The organism is Allobosea sp. GW821-FHT12C12 (assembly GCF_058807355.1).
Genome location: NZ_JBXAQP010000011.1, coordinates 100,194 through 117,639 on the forward strand (window position 1 = coordinate 100,194; position 17,446 = coordinate 117,639).

At 65.6% G+C, this 17,446-nt stretch carries 15 protein-coding genes and 2 pseudogenes; 8 read left to right on the forward strand and 9 right to left on the reverse strand.

Annotated features, from left to right (window positions below; translation table 11 throughout):
* Positions 1-3: 3 nt before the first annotated feature.
* From AC1RRW_RS16425 to AC1RRW_RS16450, 6 genes are all read right to left on the reverse strand, one after another.
* A complete protein-coding gene (locus AC1RRW_RS16425) occupies positions 4-744 on the reverse strand; it encodes a glycerophosphodiester phosphodiesterase family protein (RefSeq protein ID WP_492901930.1) in 741 nt (246 codons plus the stop codon).
* A 30-nt stretch (positions 745-774) separates the two neighbouring features.
* Positions 775-1,665: an ABC transporter permease subunit gene (locus AC1RRW_RS16430; protein ID WP_492901931.1), complete on the reverse strand. Its 891-nt coding sequence runs from the start codon at positions 1,663-1,665 to the stop codon at positions 775-777.
* A gap of 7 nt (positions 1,666-1,672) precedes the next feature.
* Positions 1,673-2,680, reverse strand: a complete 1,008-nt coding sequence (locus AC1RRW_RS16435; RefSeq protein WP_492901933.1) for an ABC transporter permease subunit — start codon at positions 2,678-2,680, stop codon at positions 1,673-1,675.
* Entirely contained in the window at positions 2,664-3,977 is a 1,314-nt protein-coding gene (locus tag AC1RRW_RS16440; RefSeq protein WP_492901935.1) for an extracellular solute-binding protein, read from the reverse strand. Before AC1RRW_RS16440 ends, AC1RRW_RS16435 begins: the two co-directional genes overlap by 17 nt.
* A 156-nt stretch (positions 3,978-4,133) precedes the next feature.
* Entirely contained in the window at positions 4,134-5,081 is a 948-nt protein-coding gene (locus tag AC1RRW_RS16445; RefSeq protein WP_492901937.1) for a sugar-binding transcriptional regulator, read from the reverse strand.
* A gap of 5 nt (positions 5,082-5,086) precedes the next feature.
* A complete protein-coding gene (locus AC1RRW_RS16450; RefSeq protein WP_492901939.1) occupies positions 5,087-5,764 on the reverse strand; it encodes an HAD family hydrolase in 678 nt (225 codons plus the stop codon).
* Between the two features lie 57 nt (positions 5,765-5,821).
* Between AC1RRW_RS16450 and AC1RRW_RS16455 the strand changes: the two are divergent.
* The 6 genes and pseudogenes from AC1RRW_RS16455 to AC1RRW_RS16480 all read left to right on the forward strand — a co-directional run.
* A pseudogene (locus AC1RRW_RS16455) lies at positions 5,822-6,175 on the forward strand (transposase); the annotation flags it as partial.
* A 160-nt stretch (positions 6,176-6,335) separates the two neighbouring features.
* Complete coding sequence (locus AC1RRW_RS16460) at positions 6,336-7,136, forward strand: shikimate dehydrogenase family protein (RefSeq protein WP_492901940.1); 801 nt, start codon at positions 6,336-6,338, stop codon at positions 7,134-7,136.
* Positions 7,133-8,776 carry a GMC family oxidoreductase gene (locus AC1RRW_RS16465; RefSeq protein WP_492901942.1) on the forward strand — a complete coding sequence of 548 codons (1,644 nt, stop codon included), beginning with the start codon at positions 7,133-7,135 and terminating at the stop codon, positions 8,774-8,776. Before AC1RRW_RS16460 ends, AC1RRW_RS16465 begins: the two co-directional genes overlap by 4 nt.
* A 164-nt stretch (positions 8,777-8,940) precedes the next feature.
* Positions 8,941-10,068: an ABC transporter ATP-binding protein gene (locus tag AC1RRW_RS16470; RefSeq protein WP_492901944.1), complete on the forward strand. Its 1,128-nt coding sequence runs from the start codon at positions 8,941-8,943 to the stop codon at positions 10,066-10,068.
* Positions 10,065-10,973 carry an ABC transporter permease gene (locus AC1RRW_RS16475; protein ID WP_492901945.1) on the forward strand — a complete coding sequence of 303 codons (909 nt, stop codon included), beginning with the start codon at positions 10,065-10,067 and terminating at the stop codon, positions 10,971-10,973. The genes AC1RRW_RS16470 and AC1RRW_RS16475 overlap by 4 nt, the downstream gene beginning before the upstream one ends.
* Positions 10,966-11,763, forward strand: coding sequence for an ABC transporter permease (locus AC1RRW_RS16480; RefSeq protein WP_492901947.1), 798 nt, complete (start codon positions 10,966-10,968; stop codon positions 11,761-11,763). Before AC1RRW_RS16475 ends, AC1RRW_RS16480 begins: the two co-directional genes overlap by 8 nt.
* 90 nt (positions 11,764-11,853) lie before the next feature.
* Here the strand turns inward: AC1RRW_RS16480 and AC1RRW_RS16485 are convergent, their stop codons facing one another.
* The 3 genes from AC1RRW_RS16485 to AC1RRW_RS16495 all read right to left on the reverse strand — a co-directional run bounded on the left by AC1RRW_RS16485 (position 11,854) and on the right by AC1RRW_RS16495 (position 15,701).
* A complete protein-coding gene (locus tag AC1RRW_RS16485) occupies positions 11,854-13,224 on the reverse strand; it encodes an aspartate aminotransferase family protein (protein WP_492901949.1) in 1,371 nt (456 codons plus the stop codon).
* Between the two features lie 12 nt (positions 13,225-13,236).
* Positions 13,237-14,550, reverse strand: a complete 1,314-nt coding sequence (locus tag AC1RRW_RS16490; protein WP_492901951.1) for an NAD(P)/FAD-dependent oxidoreductase — start codon at positions 14,548-14,550, stop codon at positions 13,237-13,239.
* A gap of 68 nt (positions 14,551-14,618) precedes the next feature.
* On the reverse strand, positions 14,619-15,701 hold the full coding sequence (locus AC1RRW_RS16495) for an ABC transporter substrate-binding protein (protein WP_492901952.1): 1,083 nt from the start codon (positions 15,699-15,701) through the stop codon (positions 14,619-14,621).
* A 133-nt stretch (positions 15,702-15,834) separates the two neighbouring features.
* Here AC1RRW_RS16495 and AC1RRW_RS16500 point away from each other — a divergent pair, with 133 nt between their 5' ends.
* Both AC1RRW_RS16500 and AC1RRW_RS16505 read left to right on the forward strand, forming a co-directional pair.
* Entirely contained in the window at positions 15,835-17,151 is a 1,317-nt protein-coding gene (locus AC1RRW_RS16500; protein ID WP_492901954.1) for an NAD(P)/FAD-dependent oxidoreductase, read from the forward strand.
* An 83-nt stretch (positions 17,152-17,234) separates the two neighbouring features.
* Positions 17,235-17,444 (forward strand): annotated as a pseudogene (locus tag AC1RRW_RS16505) (FadR/GntR family transcriptional regulator); the annotation flags it as partial.
* Between the last annotated feature and the right edge of the window lie 2 nt (positions 17,445-17,446).

A 17,446-nucleotide genomic window follows, 5' to 3' on the forward strand; every position in this document is an offset into this window, starting at 1 on the left:
GGCTCAGCTCTTCCTTGCGGCGAGGAGTTGCAAGGCGAGATCGGGGCGGTCGCTGGTGATCTGCGTGATCGGCTGGCCCAACCAGAAATCGAGATCGCGCACCGTGTTGGGAACCCAGGCGCCGAGCTTGCCGCGCCCGACGATGCCGACAGCGCGGTCGACGCAGAGCCGCAGCAGCGACTGCTCGACGGCGATGATGCAGCCGAGATCGACGAAGCGCTGCAAGGTGCGATCGACGCCGCCGAAGGCCTCGCAGGATCGGCGATCGACCGAGGCAAGCCGGCGCATATGCGGCGCCCGCGCCCGAATCTCCTCGATCACCTCCGGCACGAAGCAGGTCAGCACGACGCGCGAGGCCATCTCGCGGGCCTCCACGAGGGCGATCACCTTGTCGAGCAGGCCGGGATAGGGATTGCCGAAGGCATCCATCTTCATCTCGATCTCGAGCTCGATCCCGGTCGGGCCGAAGACATCGAGCACCTCCCGAAGCGTCGGGATGGTCTCGCCCAGTGTGTCGTCCAGCGTCACCTTGGCGAGCGCTGCGCGGGAGAGATTCGCGACCGGCCCCTTATGATCGGTGGTGCGCTCCAGCAGCGGATCGTGAATCACCATGATCTCCCCGTCGCTAGACAGGTGCACGTCGAGTTCGACGGCATCCACGCCGAGGCCGCAGACGTTGCGGAAGCCGCTCAGGCTGTTTTCCGCCCAGATATTGCGCGCGCCGCGATGGCCGATGATCCGCATGTCGAAAAGCCTTGCTTGCCCGTGGGCGGGCTATTTGCCGCTATCCACCAGCCCCTTCACGAACCAGCGCTGGAGGATGAGGATGACGATGGTCGGCGGCAGCATCGTCAGGAAGGCCGCGTTCATCAGGAGATGCCAGGTCGGCAGCGAATCGCTCTGCGGCATCAGTTTCTTTAGGCCGATCACCGCATTGGCCATGGCGGGCTCGGTGGTGAGCAGCAGCGGCCAGAGATACTGGTTCCAGCCCATCAGGAAGAGGATGATCGCCAGCGCCACGATGTTCGAGCGCGAGAGCGGCAGCAGGATCAGGCGGAAGAACTGCCAGGGCGTGGCCCCGTCGATGCGCGCGGCCTCGCAGAGTTCGTCGGGGATGGTCAGGAAGAACTGGCGGAACAGGAAGGTCGCGGTCGCCGAGGCGATCAGCGGCAGTATCAGGCCGGAATAGGTGTTGACCAGGTTCCAGTCGAGATCGACCAGCGCCCCGATGCCGAGCCAGGAGCCGATAATGTTCAGCGGCAGAGCGACATTCGCGGCGGATTCGTAGGTCGGCACGATGCGCACCTCGATCGGTAGCATCAGCGACATGAAGATCAGCCAGAAGGCGGTCATCCGGAAGGGGAAGCGGAAATAGGTGACGGCGAACGCGGCGATCACCGAGACCGCGAGCTTCCCGATGGTGATGCCGGTGGCGATGATGAAGGAGTTGAGCAGGAGCCGGCCGAAATTGGCGTTGCTCAGCACCGTCTGCATGTTCGTGACGAATTGGCTGCCCGGCAGCCAGGACATCGGCACGCGCATGATCTCCTGCTGCGTGAGCGAGCCGGTGACGAAGACGAAATAGATCGGCAGACAGACGAGCGCCGCGCCCACCAGCAGAATGAGGTGGCAGAGAGCATCGATGACGGGGGTGCGCTCGTTCATCGCCGACCTAGATGCTGTAGTTCACGCGGCGCTCCACAAAGCGGAACTGCGCGAAGGTCAGGAGCAGGGCGAGCGCCATAAGCACGACGGATTGCGCGGCCGACGAGCCCAGGTCGAGCGTGACGAAGCCGTCCTGATAGACCTTGTAGACGAGGATCGAGGTGGCGCCGGCCGGGCCGCCGCGGGTGGTCGCGTCGACGATGGCGAAGGTCTCGAACAGTCCGTAGACGAAGTTGATGACGATCAGGAAGAACAGCGTCGGCGCGATCATCGGAAGCGAGATGCGCAGGAAGCGCTGGATCGGCCCCGCGCCGTCCAGATAGGCGGATTCGAGGATCGACTGCGGCACCGACATCAGCGCCGCGACGAGGAAGATGTAGTTGTAGCAGATGTGCTTCCACGAGGCGGCCATGACCACCAGCGCGAGCGCATGCCAGGAATTGCGGTTCGGATCCCAGTCCAGCCCCATCCCCTGCAGCATATGGGCGACGGGGCCGACGCGGGGATTGAACAGGAAGGCGAGCATGATGCCGGCGATCGCGGGTGCGATGGCATAGGGCAGGAGAAGCACGGTGCGATAGGCGCCGCGGCCGCGCAGGATATGGTTCGACGCGAAGGCCAGCAACAGCGCGAGCGACAGGGTCAGCACGTTCTGCGCGATTGTGAAGATCAGCGTGACCTGCGCCGACGACCAGTAGACGTTGCTGCGGAAGAGCCGCTCGAAATTCTGGAAGCCGACCCATTGGGTCGTGGCGCCGAACGGGTCGGTCAATTGGAAGGCCTGGATCAGCGCCCTGATCGAGGGGATGAAGAAGAACAGCAGCAGGATGAAGAGCTGCGGCGCGAGCAGCCAGAAGGGCAGGCGCCATTCCTTGAAATGCGCGCGCTTGAGCCCGCTTTCCGCCTGACCGTCGCTGGCGCCTTTCAGGAAAAGGCGCCGCAGCGGCGAGCGAAGGCGTGGACCGCCCCCGCCAGCCACTGCCGGAAGGCCGGCCGGCTTATTTCTTGCCAGCATTGAGCTGCTCGTAGCGGCGCAGCGCCTCGTTGCCGCGCGACACCGCATCGTCGAGCGCCTGTTGCACCGGCTTCTTGCCGAGGAAGGCGGCCGAGACTTCCTCCATGATCGCGACGTTGATCTGGTTGCTGTTGCCGATGCGGAAGCCCAACGAATTGTCGCTGGGCGTGCCGCGCATCAGCTGGAGCACGGCGATCTCGCGGGTCGGGTTCTTCTGATAGTAGCCCTGCGCCTTGGCGGCGTCATAGGCAGCGGTCGTGACCGGGACATAACCCGTCGCCTGGTGCCACCAGACCTGCGTGTCGGTCTTGGCGAGGAAATCGTAGAAGGCGGCGACCGCCTTGTACTTCTCCGGCGTATGACCCTTCAGGGTCCAGAGCGCGGCGCCGCCGATGACGCTGTTCCGGGGAGTGACGCCCTGCTCATAGGGGATTTCCGTCGCGCTCCAGTCGAACTTGGCGGCCGCGACGACGGCGGCATGCGAGGCGGTCGAGGCGATGATGCTCGAGCATTCGCCGGAGGTGAAGAGCTGGATCGGGATGATGCCCTGGCCGGCGAGCTGCATCACGCCCGACGAGACGAGGCGCTTCATGCGCTCGACCTGACCGACGAGTTTGCCCTTGTTGAAGACGAAATTGGTATCGAGCCCGTCCATGCCGTTGCGCTTGGTCGCATACGGGATGTCGTTCACGGCGCTGTAGTTCTCGAGGAAGCTCCACTCGTAGTCGCCGGGGAGCACCATCGCGCATTTCGAGACGCCCTTGGCCTTGATCGCGTCGAGCTGCGGCTCGAGTTCCTGCCAGGTCGCGCCGGGCTTGTCGAAGCCGGCGGCTTTGAAATGATCGCGGTTGTAGAACAGGATCGGCGTCGAGGAGTTGAACGGCATCGCCTGCAGCTTGCCGTTGATGGCGAAGTAGCTGACGACCGGGGCGATGAATTTCGAGGTGTCGAGCGGCATGCCCTGCTCGGCCATCAGTTCGTTCGTCGGCACGATGGCGCCGGAATTGACCATCGTTAGGAAGGACCGCTCGTTCGATTGGACAATCTCGGGCTGGCGCTTGGCGCGATAGGCCGCGATCGTGCCGTTCAGGACCTCGTCATAGGTGCCCTTGGCGATCGACTTGACGACGTAGTCCTTCTGCGAGTCGTTGAACTTCTTGACGACCTCGTCGACGCGCTCGCCGAGCGCGCCGCTCATCGCGTGCCAGAGTTCGATTTCGGTTGCCGCCTGTACGGCGGACATCTCCGTCAGGAGCAGGGCGCCTGCGCCCGCCATAGCAGCATAGAAAGGTCGCATGTCAAAGCCTCCCTCGTTCGTCTTTTGTGAGCATATGCTCTTTGTTGAAGCATATGCTCGCATACTGGCTTGTTATGTCAACCGCCGGTGACGGGTGCGTGACAGCCGCGCGCAATCGCTCGCGTGCAGGGCGGATGGACGAGTTGGTGAGTAGGATCAGTCCGCGAGCAGGGCGCGGGCGGTGTCCTCGTCCGTGACGAGCCCGTTGACGATCTTGCCGGTCAGGGCGGCGCGCAGCGGCACGACCTTGGCCGGGCCCTGGCCAATGCAGATGCGCAAGCGGGCCCTGCCCGGTTCCGGTGGCACGCTGGTGACGCGGAGGTTGGTGCCGCGATCGAGGAAGTGGCCTTCGGCATCGAAGACCCAGCCGGTCACCTCGCCTACGGCTCCATGGCGGACCATGTCGAGCAGTTCGCTCCGATTCATGAAGCCGTCGCGGTAGAGCACGGCGTCCTCGCCGATCTGGCTGATTCCCATGACCCAGAGATCGGCCTCGCCGGCGATGGCGCGGATGCGCCGGATCGAATCGATCTCGATGAGCTGAGCTCGCTCCTCGGGGCTCGAGACGTAGAGCGGCAGCGGCATCGGAAAATGCTGGGCCTTGGTGATCTCTGCGAGTTTGACCAGCGTGTCGAAGGGGCTGGCCGAACCGTCCGGCGAGATGGTGCCGACCAGCGAAACCAGCCGGTGCAGCGGGCAGGACATCGAGGGGACGCGCTCGATGCTGGCGCGCATCGAGCGGCCGGTGCCGAGCGCCATGACCAGCGACTTGCGCGAGCGTAGCCAGCGCTCGATCAGCACGCCGCCGAGTGCGGCCACGCCGGCGGCGCCGGTTTCCGGCGAGCCGTCGGACGGGGCGATATCGCAATGCAGCAATTCGAACCGGCCCCGCAGCCTGGCGGCAAGATCCATGCAGGTGCTGATAGGGTGGTTCATCCGGAAGCTGATCAGGCCCTCGCTGCGGCAGAGCGAAACGAGCCGCTGCGCCGCCGGGCGCGAGATGTTCAGGATCTGTGCGATGTCGTCCTGCGTGCGTCCGGCGATGTAGTAGAGCCAGCCGGCCCGGGCGGCGTCGTCGAGGCGGGTGCTGTCGTTCTCGGCCATCGCGGTCAGTGGGGCGTCGGTGCGAGCGCGATCTCCCGCCAGGATTCGAAAAGCCGATCGGCTCCGGCCGCGAGAAGCGCTTGGCGCTGGTTGAGCACGGTGAAATGGCTGCCGGCGGCAAGGCCATAGGCAGTCATGCCAGCCGCCTTGGCCGCCGTCACGCCACTGACGCTATCCTCGATCACCAGGCAGCGTTCGCATGCGACGCCGCGCTCGCTCGCCGCCAGCAAAAAAAGGTCGGGCGCGGGCTTGCCGCGCTTCACGCGCGTGGTGCTGAAGATCCGGCCCTCGAACAGGTCCCAGAGTCCGGCCTTGCGCAGGCAGAACTCGATGCGCTCCTCGTCGCTGGACGAGGCGACGCAATAGTCGCTTGCGAAGGATTCGACGGCGTCGCGGACGCCCTCGATCGGCTGGAGGTCGCTACTGAACGCTGCGAAAAGCTGGATGCGCCAGTCTCGCGCGAAGTTGGCCGAGGCCGGACGGCCGGTCATTCTCTCGTAATCCTCGATCACTGCGCTGGCCGGACGCCCGAGATAGCGGCGCATGACCGTCTCCAGATCATAGCTCTCGTCGAAAGGCGAGAGGATATCGACCAGGGTCCGGCAGCTGATGGCTTCGCTGTCGACGAGCACGCCGTCGCAGTCGAGGATGACGAGGTCGAAGGTTGGGTGCGGAGCAAGCATCGGGCAACAGTAATTTTGAAGGAATGCTTACATGAAGAGCATTTGCCCGATGATCTGTCAAACGTCGCCTTGGTCATCGCAGCGTGCGTGCCGGACGGTCACGGAGGCTATCGGACCAGGCCCGAGATCGCGCTCGCCGGGATCGATCGGGCGCGCGCGGCCGGCCCGCGCTTCGGCTGCGTGCTGGCCGATGCCGGCCATGGCCTCTCCGCGCCGTTCCGGCAGGGCCTGAGCGAGCGTGGCCTTTCCTGGGCCGTCGGCATAGGGGCGCGCCAGAAGGTCTGCCCGGTCGACGTGGCCCTCGTCTTTCCCGTCGCCGGGCGCGGCCGCCCGCGCAAGAACCATGTGCCCGACGCGAAGTCGGTCTCGGCCGAGAAGACGCTGGCGACCGTGCCCTGGCGCACGCCGAGCTGATGGAGGCAGCCGCCCCCCCTATTCGCCTGAAGTGTTTGTCGGGCGCAGGGTTGCGCTCGCCAGATCGCAGAGAGCAGTCCAATGACAAAGTTGTCAGGCAACCTGATTTATTGTAAGCCCTCGATCTCAGTTCATTCGCCGGTGGCGAAGGGTTCGCATGCATCAGATAACAGGCGCGACGCGCATCTTCGGGATCATCGCTGATCCCATCGCCCATGTGAAAACGCCGCAGGTGATCAACGCCCTCCTCGACAAGCGGGGCGTCGACGGCGTACTGGTGCCGTTTCATGCGGCGCCGGCCGATCTTCCTGCGTCCTTCACGGCGTTTCGCGGCTTCCATAACCTCGCGGGCTGGATCGTAACTGTCCCGCACAAGTCAGCCGCCTTATTGCTCTGTGATGAGGTGACGCCGCAGGCTGCGCGGATCGGCGCCGTGAATTGCGTGCGCCGCGAGAGCGATGGCCGTCTTGTCGGCGCCATGCTCGACGGCATCGGGTTCGTCGATGGGCTGCGAGGGGAGAAGATCGAGCCTTCCGGGACGTCCGTCTACCTCGCCGGGGCAGGGGGCGCCGCATCCGCGATTGCCTTCGCATTGTGCGAGGCCGGAATCGCCCGCCTCGCCATCGCCAATCGGGACGTGGCCAGGCGAGACGAACTCGTGGCGCGGCTTGCTCGTCATTACCCCGATTGCACGGTCGCGGCGGGCGGGCCGGCCAGCCAAGCTGACATCGTGATCAACGGTACATCGCTTGGCCTGCGGCCGGACGATCCGGCTCCGATCAATGCAGATGACTTGTCGCCCCATCAGGTCGTCGCCGAGGTGATCATGAAGCCGGCGATGACGCCGCTGCTCGCTTCCGCGCAGGCGAGGGGCTGCCGGATCCATCTCGGCAGCCATATGCTGGAGGCCCAGGCCGCCGCGATGATCGCGCATATGACGGCTGGCGCCTGCCGATGAGCCAAGGCTTCGACTTCGTGATCGTGGGCGGCGGCACGGCCGGTTGCGTGCTGGCGAACCGCCTGTCAGCCAATGGCCGCTACACGGTGCTGCTGCTCGAGGCAGGCGGCGAGCCGCGCAGCATGTGGATTTCCATTCCCGCCGGCTTCAGCAAGATGCTGGTCGACGAGACCTACAACTGGCGCTTTGCGACAGAGCCCGAGGAGGCGACTCGCAACCGCGTGATCGCCATTCCGCGCGGCCGCGGTCTCGGCGGGTCGACGCTGATCAACGGCATGATCTACGTCCGTGGCCAGGCCAGCGACTATGACGGCTGGGCGCAGACAGGCTGCCGGGGCTGGAGCTTCGACGAGGTTCTGCCCTATTTTCGTAAGCTCGAGTCTTACGCCGGGCCTGCTGGCGAATGGCGCGGCAGCGGCGGCCCCCTGCCGGTCATGGAGGTGCGCGAGCGCCCCGCGATCGCCGAAGCCTTCATCGCCGCGGCCCGCGAAAGCGGCTTCGAGAACAATGCGGACTATAACGGCGCGCGCCAGGACGGCTTCGGCTACTACCAGGTCAATCAGCGCGGCGGTCGACGCGTTTCGGCGGAAAAGGCGTATCTGGAACCCGCCCGCCGCCGTCGAAATCTTTCGGTCGTCACGGGCGCATCTGCGACGAAGCTCGTGATGGAGGGCGACCGGGTCGCCGCCGTGGAATATCGGCGCGGCAGCGAGTCGCTGACGGTGCGCGCGCGCTGCGAAGTGATCCTGTCGGCCGGCGCCATCCAGTCCCCACAGCTTCTCGAATGCTCCGGGATCGGCAATCCAGATGTGCTGGGCCGGGCCGGCATCGTTGCCAGAGTCGAACTGCCGGCCGTGGGCGAGAACTACATCGACCATTTCTGCACGCGCATGAACTGGCGGGTGAGGCTACCCGTCACACTGAACGAGCTCACCCGCGGGCCGCGTCTCGGCCTGGCTGTCGCCCAGTATTATCTCAGCCGCACCGGCATCCTGACGCTCGGCACCGGGCTGGCCTACGGGTTCGTTCGCACGCGGCCGGGGCTCAGCGGCCCCGACGTCCAGTACTTCTTCATGCACGCCAGCTACGCCAACGCCGCCGAGCGCAAGCTTGACCGGAAACCCGGGATGACGATCGGGGTCACGCAGTTGCGTCCGGAATCGCGCGGCACGATCCACGTCACCTCGCCCGACCCGCTCGCTCAGCCGGCAATCCGGCCAAACTTCCTGGCGAGCCAGACCGATCGCGACTGCATGGTCGCCGGCATGTGCATCGCCCGGGACATCGTCGGCCAGCCCGCGTTGGCTCGCTATCGCGACGTTGAGACGAGCCCTGGATCGAACTGCGAAAGCTACGAGGATTGGCTGGATTTCGCCCGCTCGAACGGGCAGACGATCTATCATGCCTCGGGAACCTGCAGCATGGGCCGCGGCGGCGTCGTCGATTCCGAACTGAGGGTGCACAAGCTGCGCGGCCTGCGCGTGGTCGATGCATCCGTGATGCCGACGATCGTATCCGGCAACACGCAAGCCGCCGTGCTGATGATCGCGGAGAAGGCGTCCGATATGATCCTGGAGGCAGCACGCGAGATCGAGACGCCGGCGGCCAGCCGTCTTGCAACGGCTGTCAACCTTCGATAATTTGTCAGGCAACCTGATAAGAAAAATTGGCTTGGCGGAGGGGTTCGCGAGTTGGCGGAGACCAGGCGGGTGGCCGCTCCCGGGAAACAGAGAGGCAGAGGATGAGCGTGCAGGCGATGGAGCGTGAGCCAACTCCGGTGGTGGCGGGCAGCAAGGCTTCTGCCATGCCAATGACGTCTGGTTGTGGCGGGGCCGGCCTCGGGGTCGAGGTCAGGATCGACAGGGTCAGCCGAAATTACGGGCAGGTGCAGGCGGTCGCCGACGTCTCGCTGACCGTGGCGCCTGGAGAATTCGTTTCGCTTCTCGGCCCCTCGGGCTCCGGGAAGACGACGCTGCTGATGATGCTCGCGGGCTTCGAGGAGCCCGATTCCGGGACGATCGCCATCGCGGGGCGCGATGTCACGCATGTCGCGCCGAACAAGCGCGACATTGCCATGGTCTTCCAGCGCTATGCGCTATTCCCGCATATGACGGTGGCGGAGAACATCGCCTTTCCGCTGCGGATGCGGGGCATCTCGCGTGCGGAACAGCAGGTGCTCGTCACCCGGGCGCTCGACATGGTCCAGCTCGCCGGATACGGCGACAGGCGGCCCTCGGCCCTGTCAGGCGGCCAGCAGCAGCGCGTCGCGCTGGCGCGCGCGATCGTGTTCGATCCGCCGGTGATCCTGATGGACGAGCCTCTGGGCGCGCTCGACAAGAAGCTGCGCCAGCACATGCAAATCGAATTGAAGCAACTGCAACGCCGGCTTGGCGCGACCGTGATCTACGTCACTCATGATCAGGAGGAGGCGTTGACCATGTCGGATCGGGTCGCGGTGATGAGCCAGGGCGGCCTCAGCCAGCTCGGCTCGCCGCGCGAGCTCTATGACGACCCCGCCAACCCCTTCGTCGCCGATTTCCTCGGCGAGATGAACTTCCTCCAGGCGACGGTCGACGAGGCCTCCGACGGCTTCTGCCGCGCCAGAGGACCCGCGATGAGCGCCGTCGCGCGGCTTGCCCGCGGGCAGGCCGTGCCGCGAAAGGGCGAGGCGGTGCGCATCGCCGTCCGTCCCGAGGCGATGAGCCTTCACGCAGGGGAGGTGGGTCTGCAGCCCGGTGCGCCGCAACTGGCCGCGACGGTCAGGCACACGGTGTTCAACGGCGCGAGCCTGCACTTCCATCTCGACATCGACGGCGGTGGCAGCCTGGTCGCCGCGCTGAATCCTGCCGCGGCTCCCGATTTCGCAACGGGCCAGCGCGTCGTCGCAACCTGGGCTCCGGAGGCCGCGATTACCTTCCACGGCGCGTCATGAGCGTCGCGACCACATCCCCTGCCGATCTGGCGCCTCCCGCGGTTCGCAAAACCGGATCGCGCCGCTCACGCGGACAGCTTTCGCTCGGTCTTTCGCTGCTGTTGCTGGCGCCGCTGATCCTGCTGCTGGGCTGGGCCTTCTTCCTGCCGATCGGACGGCTGATCCTGACCAGCTTCACCGAGCCGACCTTCGGCTTCGCGCGCTATGCGCGGATCTGGAACGAGCCGCTTTATATCCAGGTGTTCGTCCGGACGCTCTGGATTGCTGGCGCCTGCACCTTCCTCGCGCTCCTCATCGGCTATCCCGTTGCCCTGCTGATGGCTCGCAGAGGCGGCTGGTTCGCGAAGCTCGCGACGATTTGCGTCCTTGTTCCGCTCTGGACCTCGGTGCTGATCCGCTCCTACGCTTGGATCATCTTGCTGGAGCGCAACGGCCTGATCAATGGCTGGCTGCTTTCACTCGGTCTGACCGACAAACCGCTGCGCATGCTCTATACCGATGGCGCCGTGCTGATGGCGATGACGCATGTCCTGCTGCCCTTCATGGTGCTGCCGGTCGCGACCGCACTGAAAAGCATTCCGGAGGACCTGCCGCGGGCGGCGCTCAATCTCGGCGCCAGCCGCTGGAACGTGTTCTGGAGCGTGACGCTGCCGCTCAGCCTGCCCGGTGTCTTTGCCGGCTGCCTGATCGTCTTCGTCATGTCGCTGGGCTTCTATGTCACGCCAGCGCTGCTCGGCGGCCCGCGCACGCTGATGATCGCGACGCTCATCGGCCAGCAGGCGCTCGAGCTTCTCGATTGGCCTTTCGCCGGAGCTCTTTCTTTCGTGCTCCTCGTGCTGTCGCTGGGCGTCACGATCGTCTTCAAGCGCCTTCTTAAGCTCGACAGGGTGATTGCTCATGACTAGCCCGCGCCAGAATTCGTGGCCCCTGATGGTGCTCGGCGGCGTCATCCTGGTCTTTCTGATTCTGCCGACTGTCCTCGTCGTGCCGATGTCGTTCAGCCCGACGAACTATCTCCAGTTGCCGCCCACGGGCTTCTCGACCCGCTGGTATGCCGCCTATTTTTCCGACCCGGCCTGGATCGACGCCACGCTTTTCTCACTTCAGATCGCGGCGATGACGACTGTCGCGAGCGCGGTGATCGGCACGATGGCCTCGGTCGCCCTGGTGCGCGGGCGGGTGCCGGGGCAGGAAACCCTTACGGCGCTGATGCTGGCGCCCCTGATCGTCCCGCATGTGGTGGTGGCGATCGCCGTCTATTTCCAGCTCTCGCCACTCGGCCTCATCGGCACGCGCCTCGCCTTCGTGCTCGTGCATACGGCGCTGGCTGTGCCCTATGTGCTGCTGGTTGTGACGGCCGCGCTGCAGCGCGTGCCTTCGTCCTACGAGATGGCTGGGCTCAATCTGGGCGCCTCGCGCTTCGATTGCTTTCGGCTGATCACCCTGCCGCTGATCATGCCGGCGGTTGCGGCGGGCTCGATCTTCGCCTTCCTCGCCTCCTTCGACGAGACGGTCGTCTCCTTCTTCATCTCGGGTGTCGAGCACAAGACCATCACGCGCAAGCTGATGGAGGATATCGAGTTTAACCTTTCGCCGCTGATCGCTGCGGCCTCGACCATCTTCGTCGTCGCGACGGTGCTGCTGATGTGGGGCGGCACGTTGGTCAAGGGCGGTGACGGTGCGAAGGCGGCCTGAGGTTTTTGGCTCGGCTTGCCTCGTCTGACAAAGAAAGAGCGCTGCATCGGTGCCGCGCTCTTTCCATTGAGGGAATGCGGTTTCGGACGTTCAGCCCAGCAGGCCCTCGGCTCTGAGATCGGCGAGGCTGTTTTTCAGTGCGCTCAGCGTCCTGTCGAGATCGGCCTCGTCATGGACGGCGCTGCAGGGGCCACCGGGCCAGGCCGACAGGTCGACGCCATGCAGACGCATCGCCAGCCGGAATTTCACGTTGAGCGGTCCGTTGCGAGCGACCCGCAGGTCGCTCGCCGGCATGGCCTCGGCATCAAAGGTGTCGGGCGACAGCGGCAGGCCGTTCGGATTAAGGAAGAAGTGGAAGCCGGTGAAGCTGCCATAGCTGCTCCAGGGCAGCCCTTCCTCGACGAAGATCGCCCTGGCGCCATCGCGGACCCTGGCGGCGTAGGCCTGTGTGGCGGCGATCAGCCTACCGTCCTTGAGCAGCTCCAGCGTGGCGATGCCGGCGGCGGCCGAGAGCGGATTGGCGTTGAAAGTGCCCTGGTGGCCGATCTTCTCGAATTTCTTCAGCTGCGCCGTCTCGGGGTCGAGATGGTCGAGCAGATCCTGCCGCCCGACGACGGCTCCGCCCGGCAGGCCACCAGCGAGGATCTTGGCGAGCGTCGTCAGGTCGGGCGTGATGCCGAGCGCCTGCTGCGCCCCGCCCGGCGCGACACGGAACCCCGTGACGACCTCGTCGAAGATCAGAACGATGCCGCTCTGCCCGGTCAGGTCACGGAGCCGCTGGACGAAGGCGCGGCGCAGCGGCACCTGTCCGTAGATCGAGCCTGTTGGCTCGACGATCGCGGCCGCGATGTCGCTACCATGTTCGGTGATGACACGACTGAGATCGGCCTCGTCGTTCGGTTCGACGAGCACGACGCTCTCGGCGAGTTGGTCGAGAACGCCCGGGGTCGGCGTTCCGTCGTAATGGTTGACCACGCCGAAGGCGGCATGGTCGTGCCAGCCGTGGAAATGGCCGCGCAGCCTGAGGATCAAGCGCCGGCCCGTGGCCGCCCGCGCTATCCGGAAGGCCATGAGGCTCGACTCGGTGCCGGAGCCGGTGAAACGCACCCGCTCGGCCGAGGGAACCATCTCGCGGATCAGCTCGGCCCAGCGTAGCTCCAGCTCGTGATTTGCACCGTAATGCGTGCCCCGTGCCAGTTGCTCGGCGATGCGCTCATTCACCTGCGGATGGGCATGGCCGAGGATCAGTGCTCCATGCCCGCCCTGATAGTCGACATATTCGCGGCCATCGACGTCCCATTTTCGCGAGCCCTTGGCCTGGGTCACGAAGATCGGATGAGGCAGGATGTAACGCACGTCATGCGTCACGCCGCCCGGGAAGATGTCCTTGGCTTTCTCGAAGGCCGACGCGGATCCGGGCGTCGCGGCGACATATTCGCCGATGATGTCGAGATTGGGCATGGAACCTCCGGTTCACGCTGCGAGATAGCGGTCCACAGCATCGCGCGTCTTGTAGTAAGCCCCGATCCCGGGAAGGAACCATGGATTGCCCGTGTAGGTCGGCCTGGTCGGGAAGGGGATGCCGTCATGCCCGCATTGGCGGTCGCTGCCGCCCAGGATCTTCTGGGCCGCCTTGTAGCCAAGATAGGACATGATGGCGACGCCGTTGCCCTGGCAGCCGGCGACATAGAGCACGCCGTCATGCTCCCCGAGATGAGGCACGGCGTCGAAGGTGAATGCGACCAGCCCCTTCCAGCAATGCGTCACCCGATAGGGAGCGATCTCGGGCCAGACGTCGCGCATGAAGCGATGCAGGATCGGCGTCGCTTCCGCCTCGTCGATGTCGCGGAACTTCGCCCGGCCCGCGAAGATGATCCGTCGGCCGTCTGGCGACAGACGGAAGGCATAGAGCGAGCGCTTGGTGTCGCCGCACATGCGGTTGGTCGGCAGCAGCGAACGCGCGAGATCCGGCGGCAACTCCTCGGTCGCAGCCATGTAGGCGGTCACCGGGACCAGCCGCCGCCTCACATAAGGGAAGACGCTGCCGTTGAATGCGCTCGTATAGGCGTTGGTCGCGAGCAACACCTTGTCGGCCTTCACCTCGCCGCGCCTGGTCTTCACGGTGAATGACCTGGGCCGCCCGTCGATCGAGAGGACTTCGGCTCGGCCGTGGACCGTAGCGCCCGCGGCTTCGGCCAGATCGCGCACTGCACGGTGCAGCTTGGCTGGATGCATGCCGCTGACCTGCTCGATGACGTAGCCGCCATAGTAGAAATCGCTGCCGACCTCTGTCCGCTGCTGCTCGCGCGGGACCATGCGCACGTCGTAGCCATAGGCGTTGCGGAGATAGTCGGCGCGGGCTTCCAGGGTCTTGTAGGCCTTTGGCGCATGGGCTCCGATGAAGCGGCCCGTCGGCTGGTAATCGACGTCCAGCTCGTTCTCGGCGATGAGGCGCTTCATGTAGTCGAAGGACTCGAAGGCGGTGGCCCTGACCGCATCGGCCCAATCCTTGCCGAGGCGCTTGTCGAGATCGGCCGGCACCTTCAGGCCGCCGCTCAGCATGCCGTGATTGCGCGTGCTGGCGCCGAAGCCCGGATCGCCCGCCTCTATCACGGCGACTGAAAGCCCGGCCTGTGCCAGCACCCGCGCGGCATGGAGGCCGCAATAGCCGCTCCCGACGATGGCGACATCCACCCGCTGCGGCAGCGCCGCATCGCGAGGGGCGAGCGGGGCCGCCTCCCACCAGAAGGGCAGGGGCTTCCAGTCGGGATGAGGGGTCTGGCTCATGGAGGCCAAGCTGTTGGAGGCAGGAGCGGAAGGCCGGCCGCGGCACGGCCTTCCGCATTCGGATGCCGTCAGGCGGAGAGCCAGCGGTTCCAGCGCTCCAGCGCCATGGCGCGATTCTTTTCGAGCCAGTCGGCGTCCGGAATGATGATCTGTTCGACGATCTCGGGCTTGGCGCCGAGCTCGGCCTTTTCCTCCTCGGTCAGCAGCTCCTGGCCCTTCTTGTTCGATGTGGAATAGCCCATCTCACGCGAAAAGGCGGCGTGGTTCTCGGGGTTGCCCATGTAGAAGTCGATGAAGGCGCGCGCGGCGTTGGGGTGCGGCGCATTCTTCAGGATGGTCCAGGCCCCGAAATCCGCGACCGCGTTGCTCCAGCTCCAATCCAAGGCGACGCCGGCCTTCTTCGTGGCGTAGGCGGTGCCGCTCCACATCAGGCTCATCACGGCATCGCCCTGACGCATCACCTGCTGGCTCTGCGCGCCGGTCTTCCACCAGACGGCGACATGCGGCTTGATGGCATCGAGCTTGGCGAAGGCGCGGTCGAGATCGAGCGGAAACAGCTTGTCGGCGGGGACGCCGTCGGCGATCAGCGCCACGATCAGATTGGCCCAGGGGCTGCCGGTATTCGGCAGTGCGCGCGGACCGGGAAAGGCCTTCACATCCCAGAAATCGGCCCAGGTCTGGGGCTTCTTGTCCTTGAAGGTCTGCGGATCGAAAGCGAGCACCTGGCCACCAGTGAGATAGAGCACGCCATACCCGCCGCAGGCTCGCGGAATGCCCTGGGAAGCGACGTTGGGCATCGCGGCGCAATCACCGAGGTTCTCGACCAGATGCGAGAGCTTGGAGAGCTCGTAATATTGCGGGGAGATGATGTCCCATTCGACATTGCCGGATGTCTGCATCGCGGTCGCCTTGGCCATCATGTCGCCATAGGAGGCGGCGACCGGAACGACCTTGACGCCCGTGGCTTTGGTGAAGGGATCGAAGAAGTTCTTCTTGAGCGCCGCCTCGAAGACACCGCCGGTCGTGCGGATCACCAGCGTGCCTTCGAGCTTACCGCCGGCGGCCTGCGCTGCGGCCGGCGCGGCGTGAAACGCGCCGGCGGCGATTGTGCCCATCCCGCCCAGCAGCACCTGACGACGATCGATCCTCATGGCTCACCTCTGTTTTTCGGGCGCCCGGGAAGGGCGCCGCACCTCGTATAGTTAGCAGGTTGCCAGACAAATATCGCAGGGATTATGATTGTGCAACCTGTTCCGTGAATTTCCGTGCCGACGAAAGACGCCCATGGCGAAAGCGAATGTTCTGACTGAGGATTTCCGCGCCGCGCCGCTCTGGTGGGACGAGGCGCCGCTGGTCCGTGCCGATGCCGCGCCGCCAGCGGAGTGCGACGTGGTGGTGGTCGGGGCGGGGTATTGCGGCCTTTCCGCCGCGCGCGTGCTGGCGCAGGCCGGGCGCTCTGTGGTGGTGGTTGAGGCTCAGGACCCTGGATACGGCGCGAGCACACGTAATCACGGCCATGTCGCCGGCGCGGGCAAGCTGCCGCTCGATATCGACGCGCGCTACGGAGCGGAGCGTGCGGGCCTGATCCGCGAGGATGCGCGGCGGGCGGCCACCTATCTGCGGGATCTGCTGCGCGACGAGGTCCACGATGTCGACTACGTCCAGAACGGGCGTTTCGTCGGAGCGCACAGCAAGGCCACCTTCAACGAACTAATGCGACGCGGCGAGGCGTGGCGTCGCGACATGGGTCTGACGGTGGCCACCATCCCGCGCGAGCGACAGCGCTCCGAAATCGGCAGCGATTTCTATTTCGGCGGCATCACGCTGGCCGAGGGCGGCGCGCTGCAGCCTGCGAAGCTCCATCGCGCGATGCGGCGGCTGGCGGAGGAGGCGGGCGCCGTCCTGTGTGGGCGCAGCCCCGTCGCCACGATCGAGCGGCAGGGCGGAGGCTTCGTCACAGCCTCGGCGCGCGGCACGGTGCGCTCGCGGCATGTCGTGGTCGCAACCAATGCCTATGCCAGTCCCGCGACGCCCTATCTTCAGCGTCGCCTCGTTCCGGTGACCGCCTATATGGTTGCGACCGAACCGCTGCCGGAGGATCTGGCGCGCGAGCTCCTGCCGAACAATCGCACAGGGGGCGATACCAAGCGTGCCCTGTTCGCGTTCCGCCGTTCGCCGGATGGCCGGCGCATCGTCTTCGCCGGGCGCGCCAAGTTCCGCGACATTCCGGAGGCGGAGTCATCCCGGATCCTGCACGGCTTCATGTCCAAGGTCTGGCCGCAGCTGCTTCCTTACCGGATCTCGCATGGCTGGAAGGGGCTGGTGGGCTTCACCTTCGATTTCATGCCGCATATGGGAGAGTATGACGGCGTCCAATATGCCGCCGGCTGCCAGGGGGCGGGGGTCGCGCTGATGAGCTGGCTCGGGCGCGAGATCGGACTTAAGATCCTCGGCGCTCAGGAGCGGCCGTCCGGCTTCGACGGCCTGCGTTTTCCGACCATGCCCGCCTATAGCGGGCGGCCATGGTTCCTGCCGATGGTCGGCGGATATTACACGTTCCGCGACGGCGTCGATCGTCTGGTTTCGGGAAGAATGCCGTGAATGGCCGCGGATCAAAGATTGGTCCGTTGCCAGGGCAAGTGTAAGCATAACGAGACATATCGGCAGTTTGGATGAGCCATTCCATGGACACGATCTTGGCCAGGGCGCCGTCGCTGGCGGACACGGTCGCCAACCGGCTGCGGCGCGAGATCAGCGAGGACCGATACAAGTCGGGCGAAAAGCTTCCGACCGAGCGCGAGCTGTCAGAGACCTATGGCGTCAGCCGGGCGATCATTCGCGAGGCGCTGGGGCGACTGAAGCAGGACGGTCTCGTCCGTTCGCGGCAGGGGGCAGG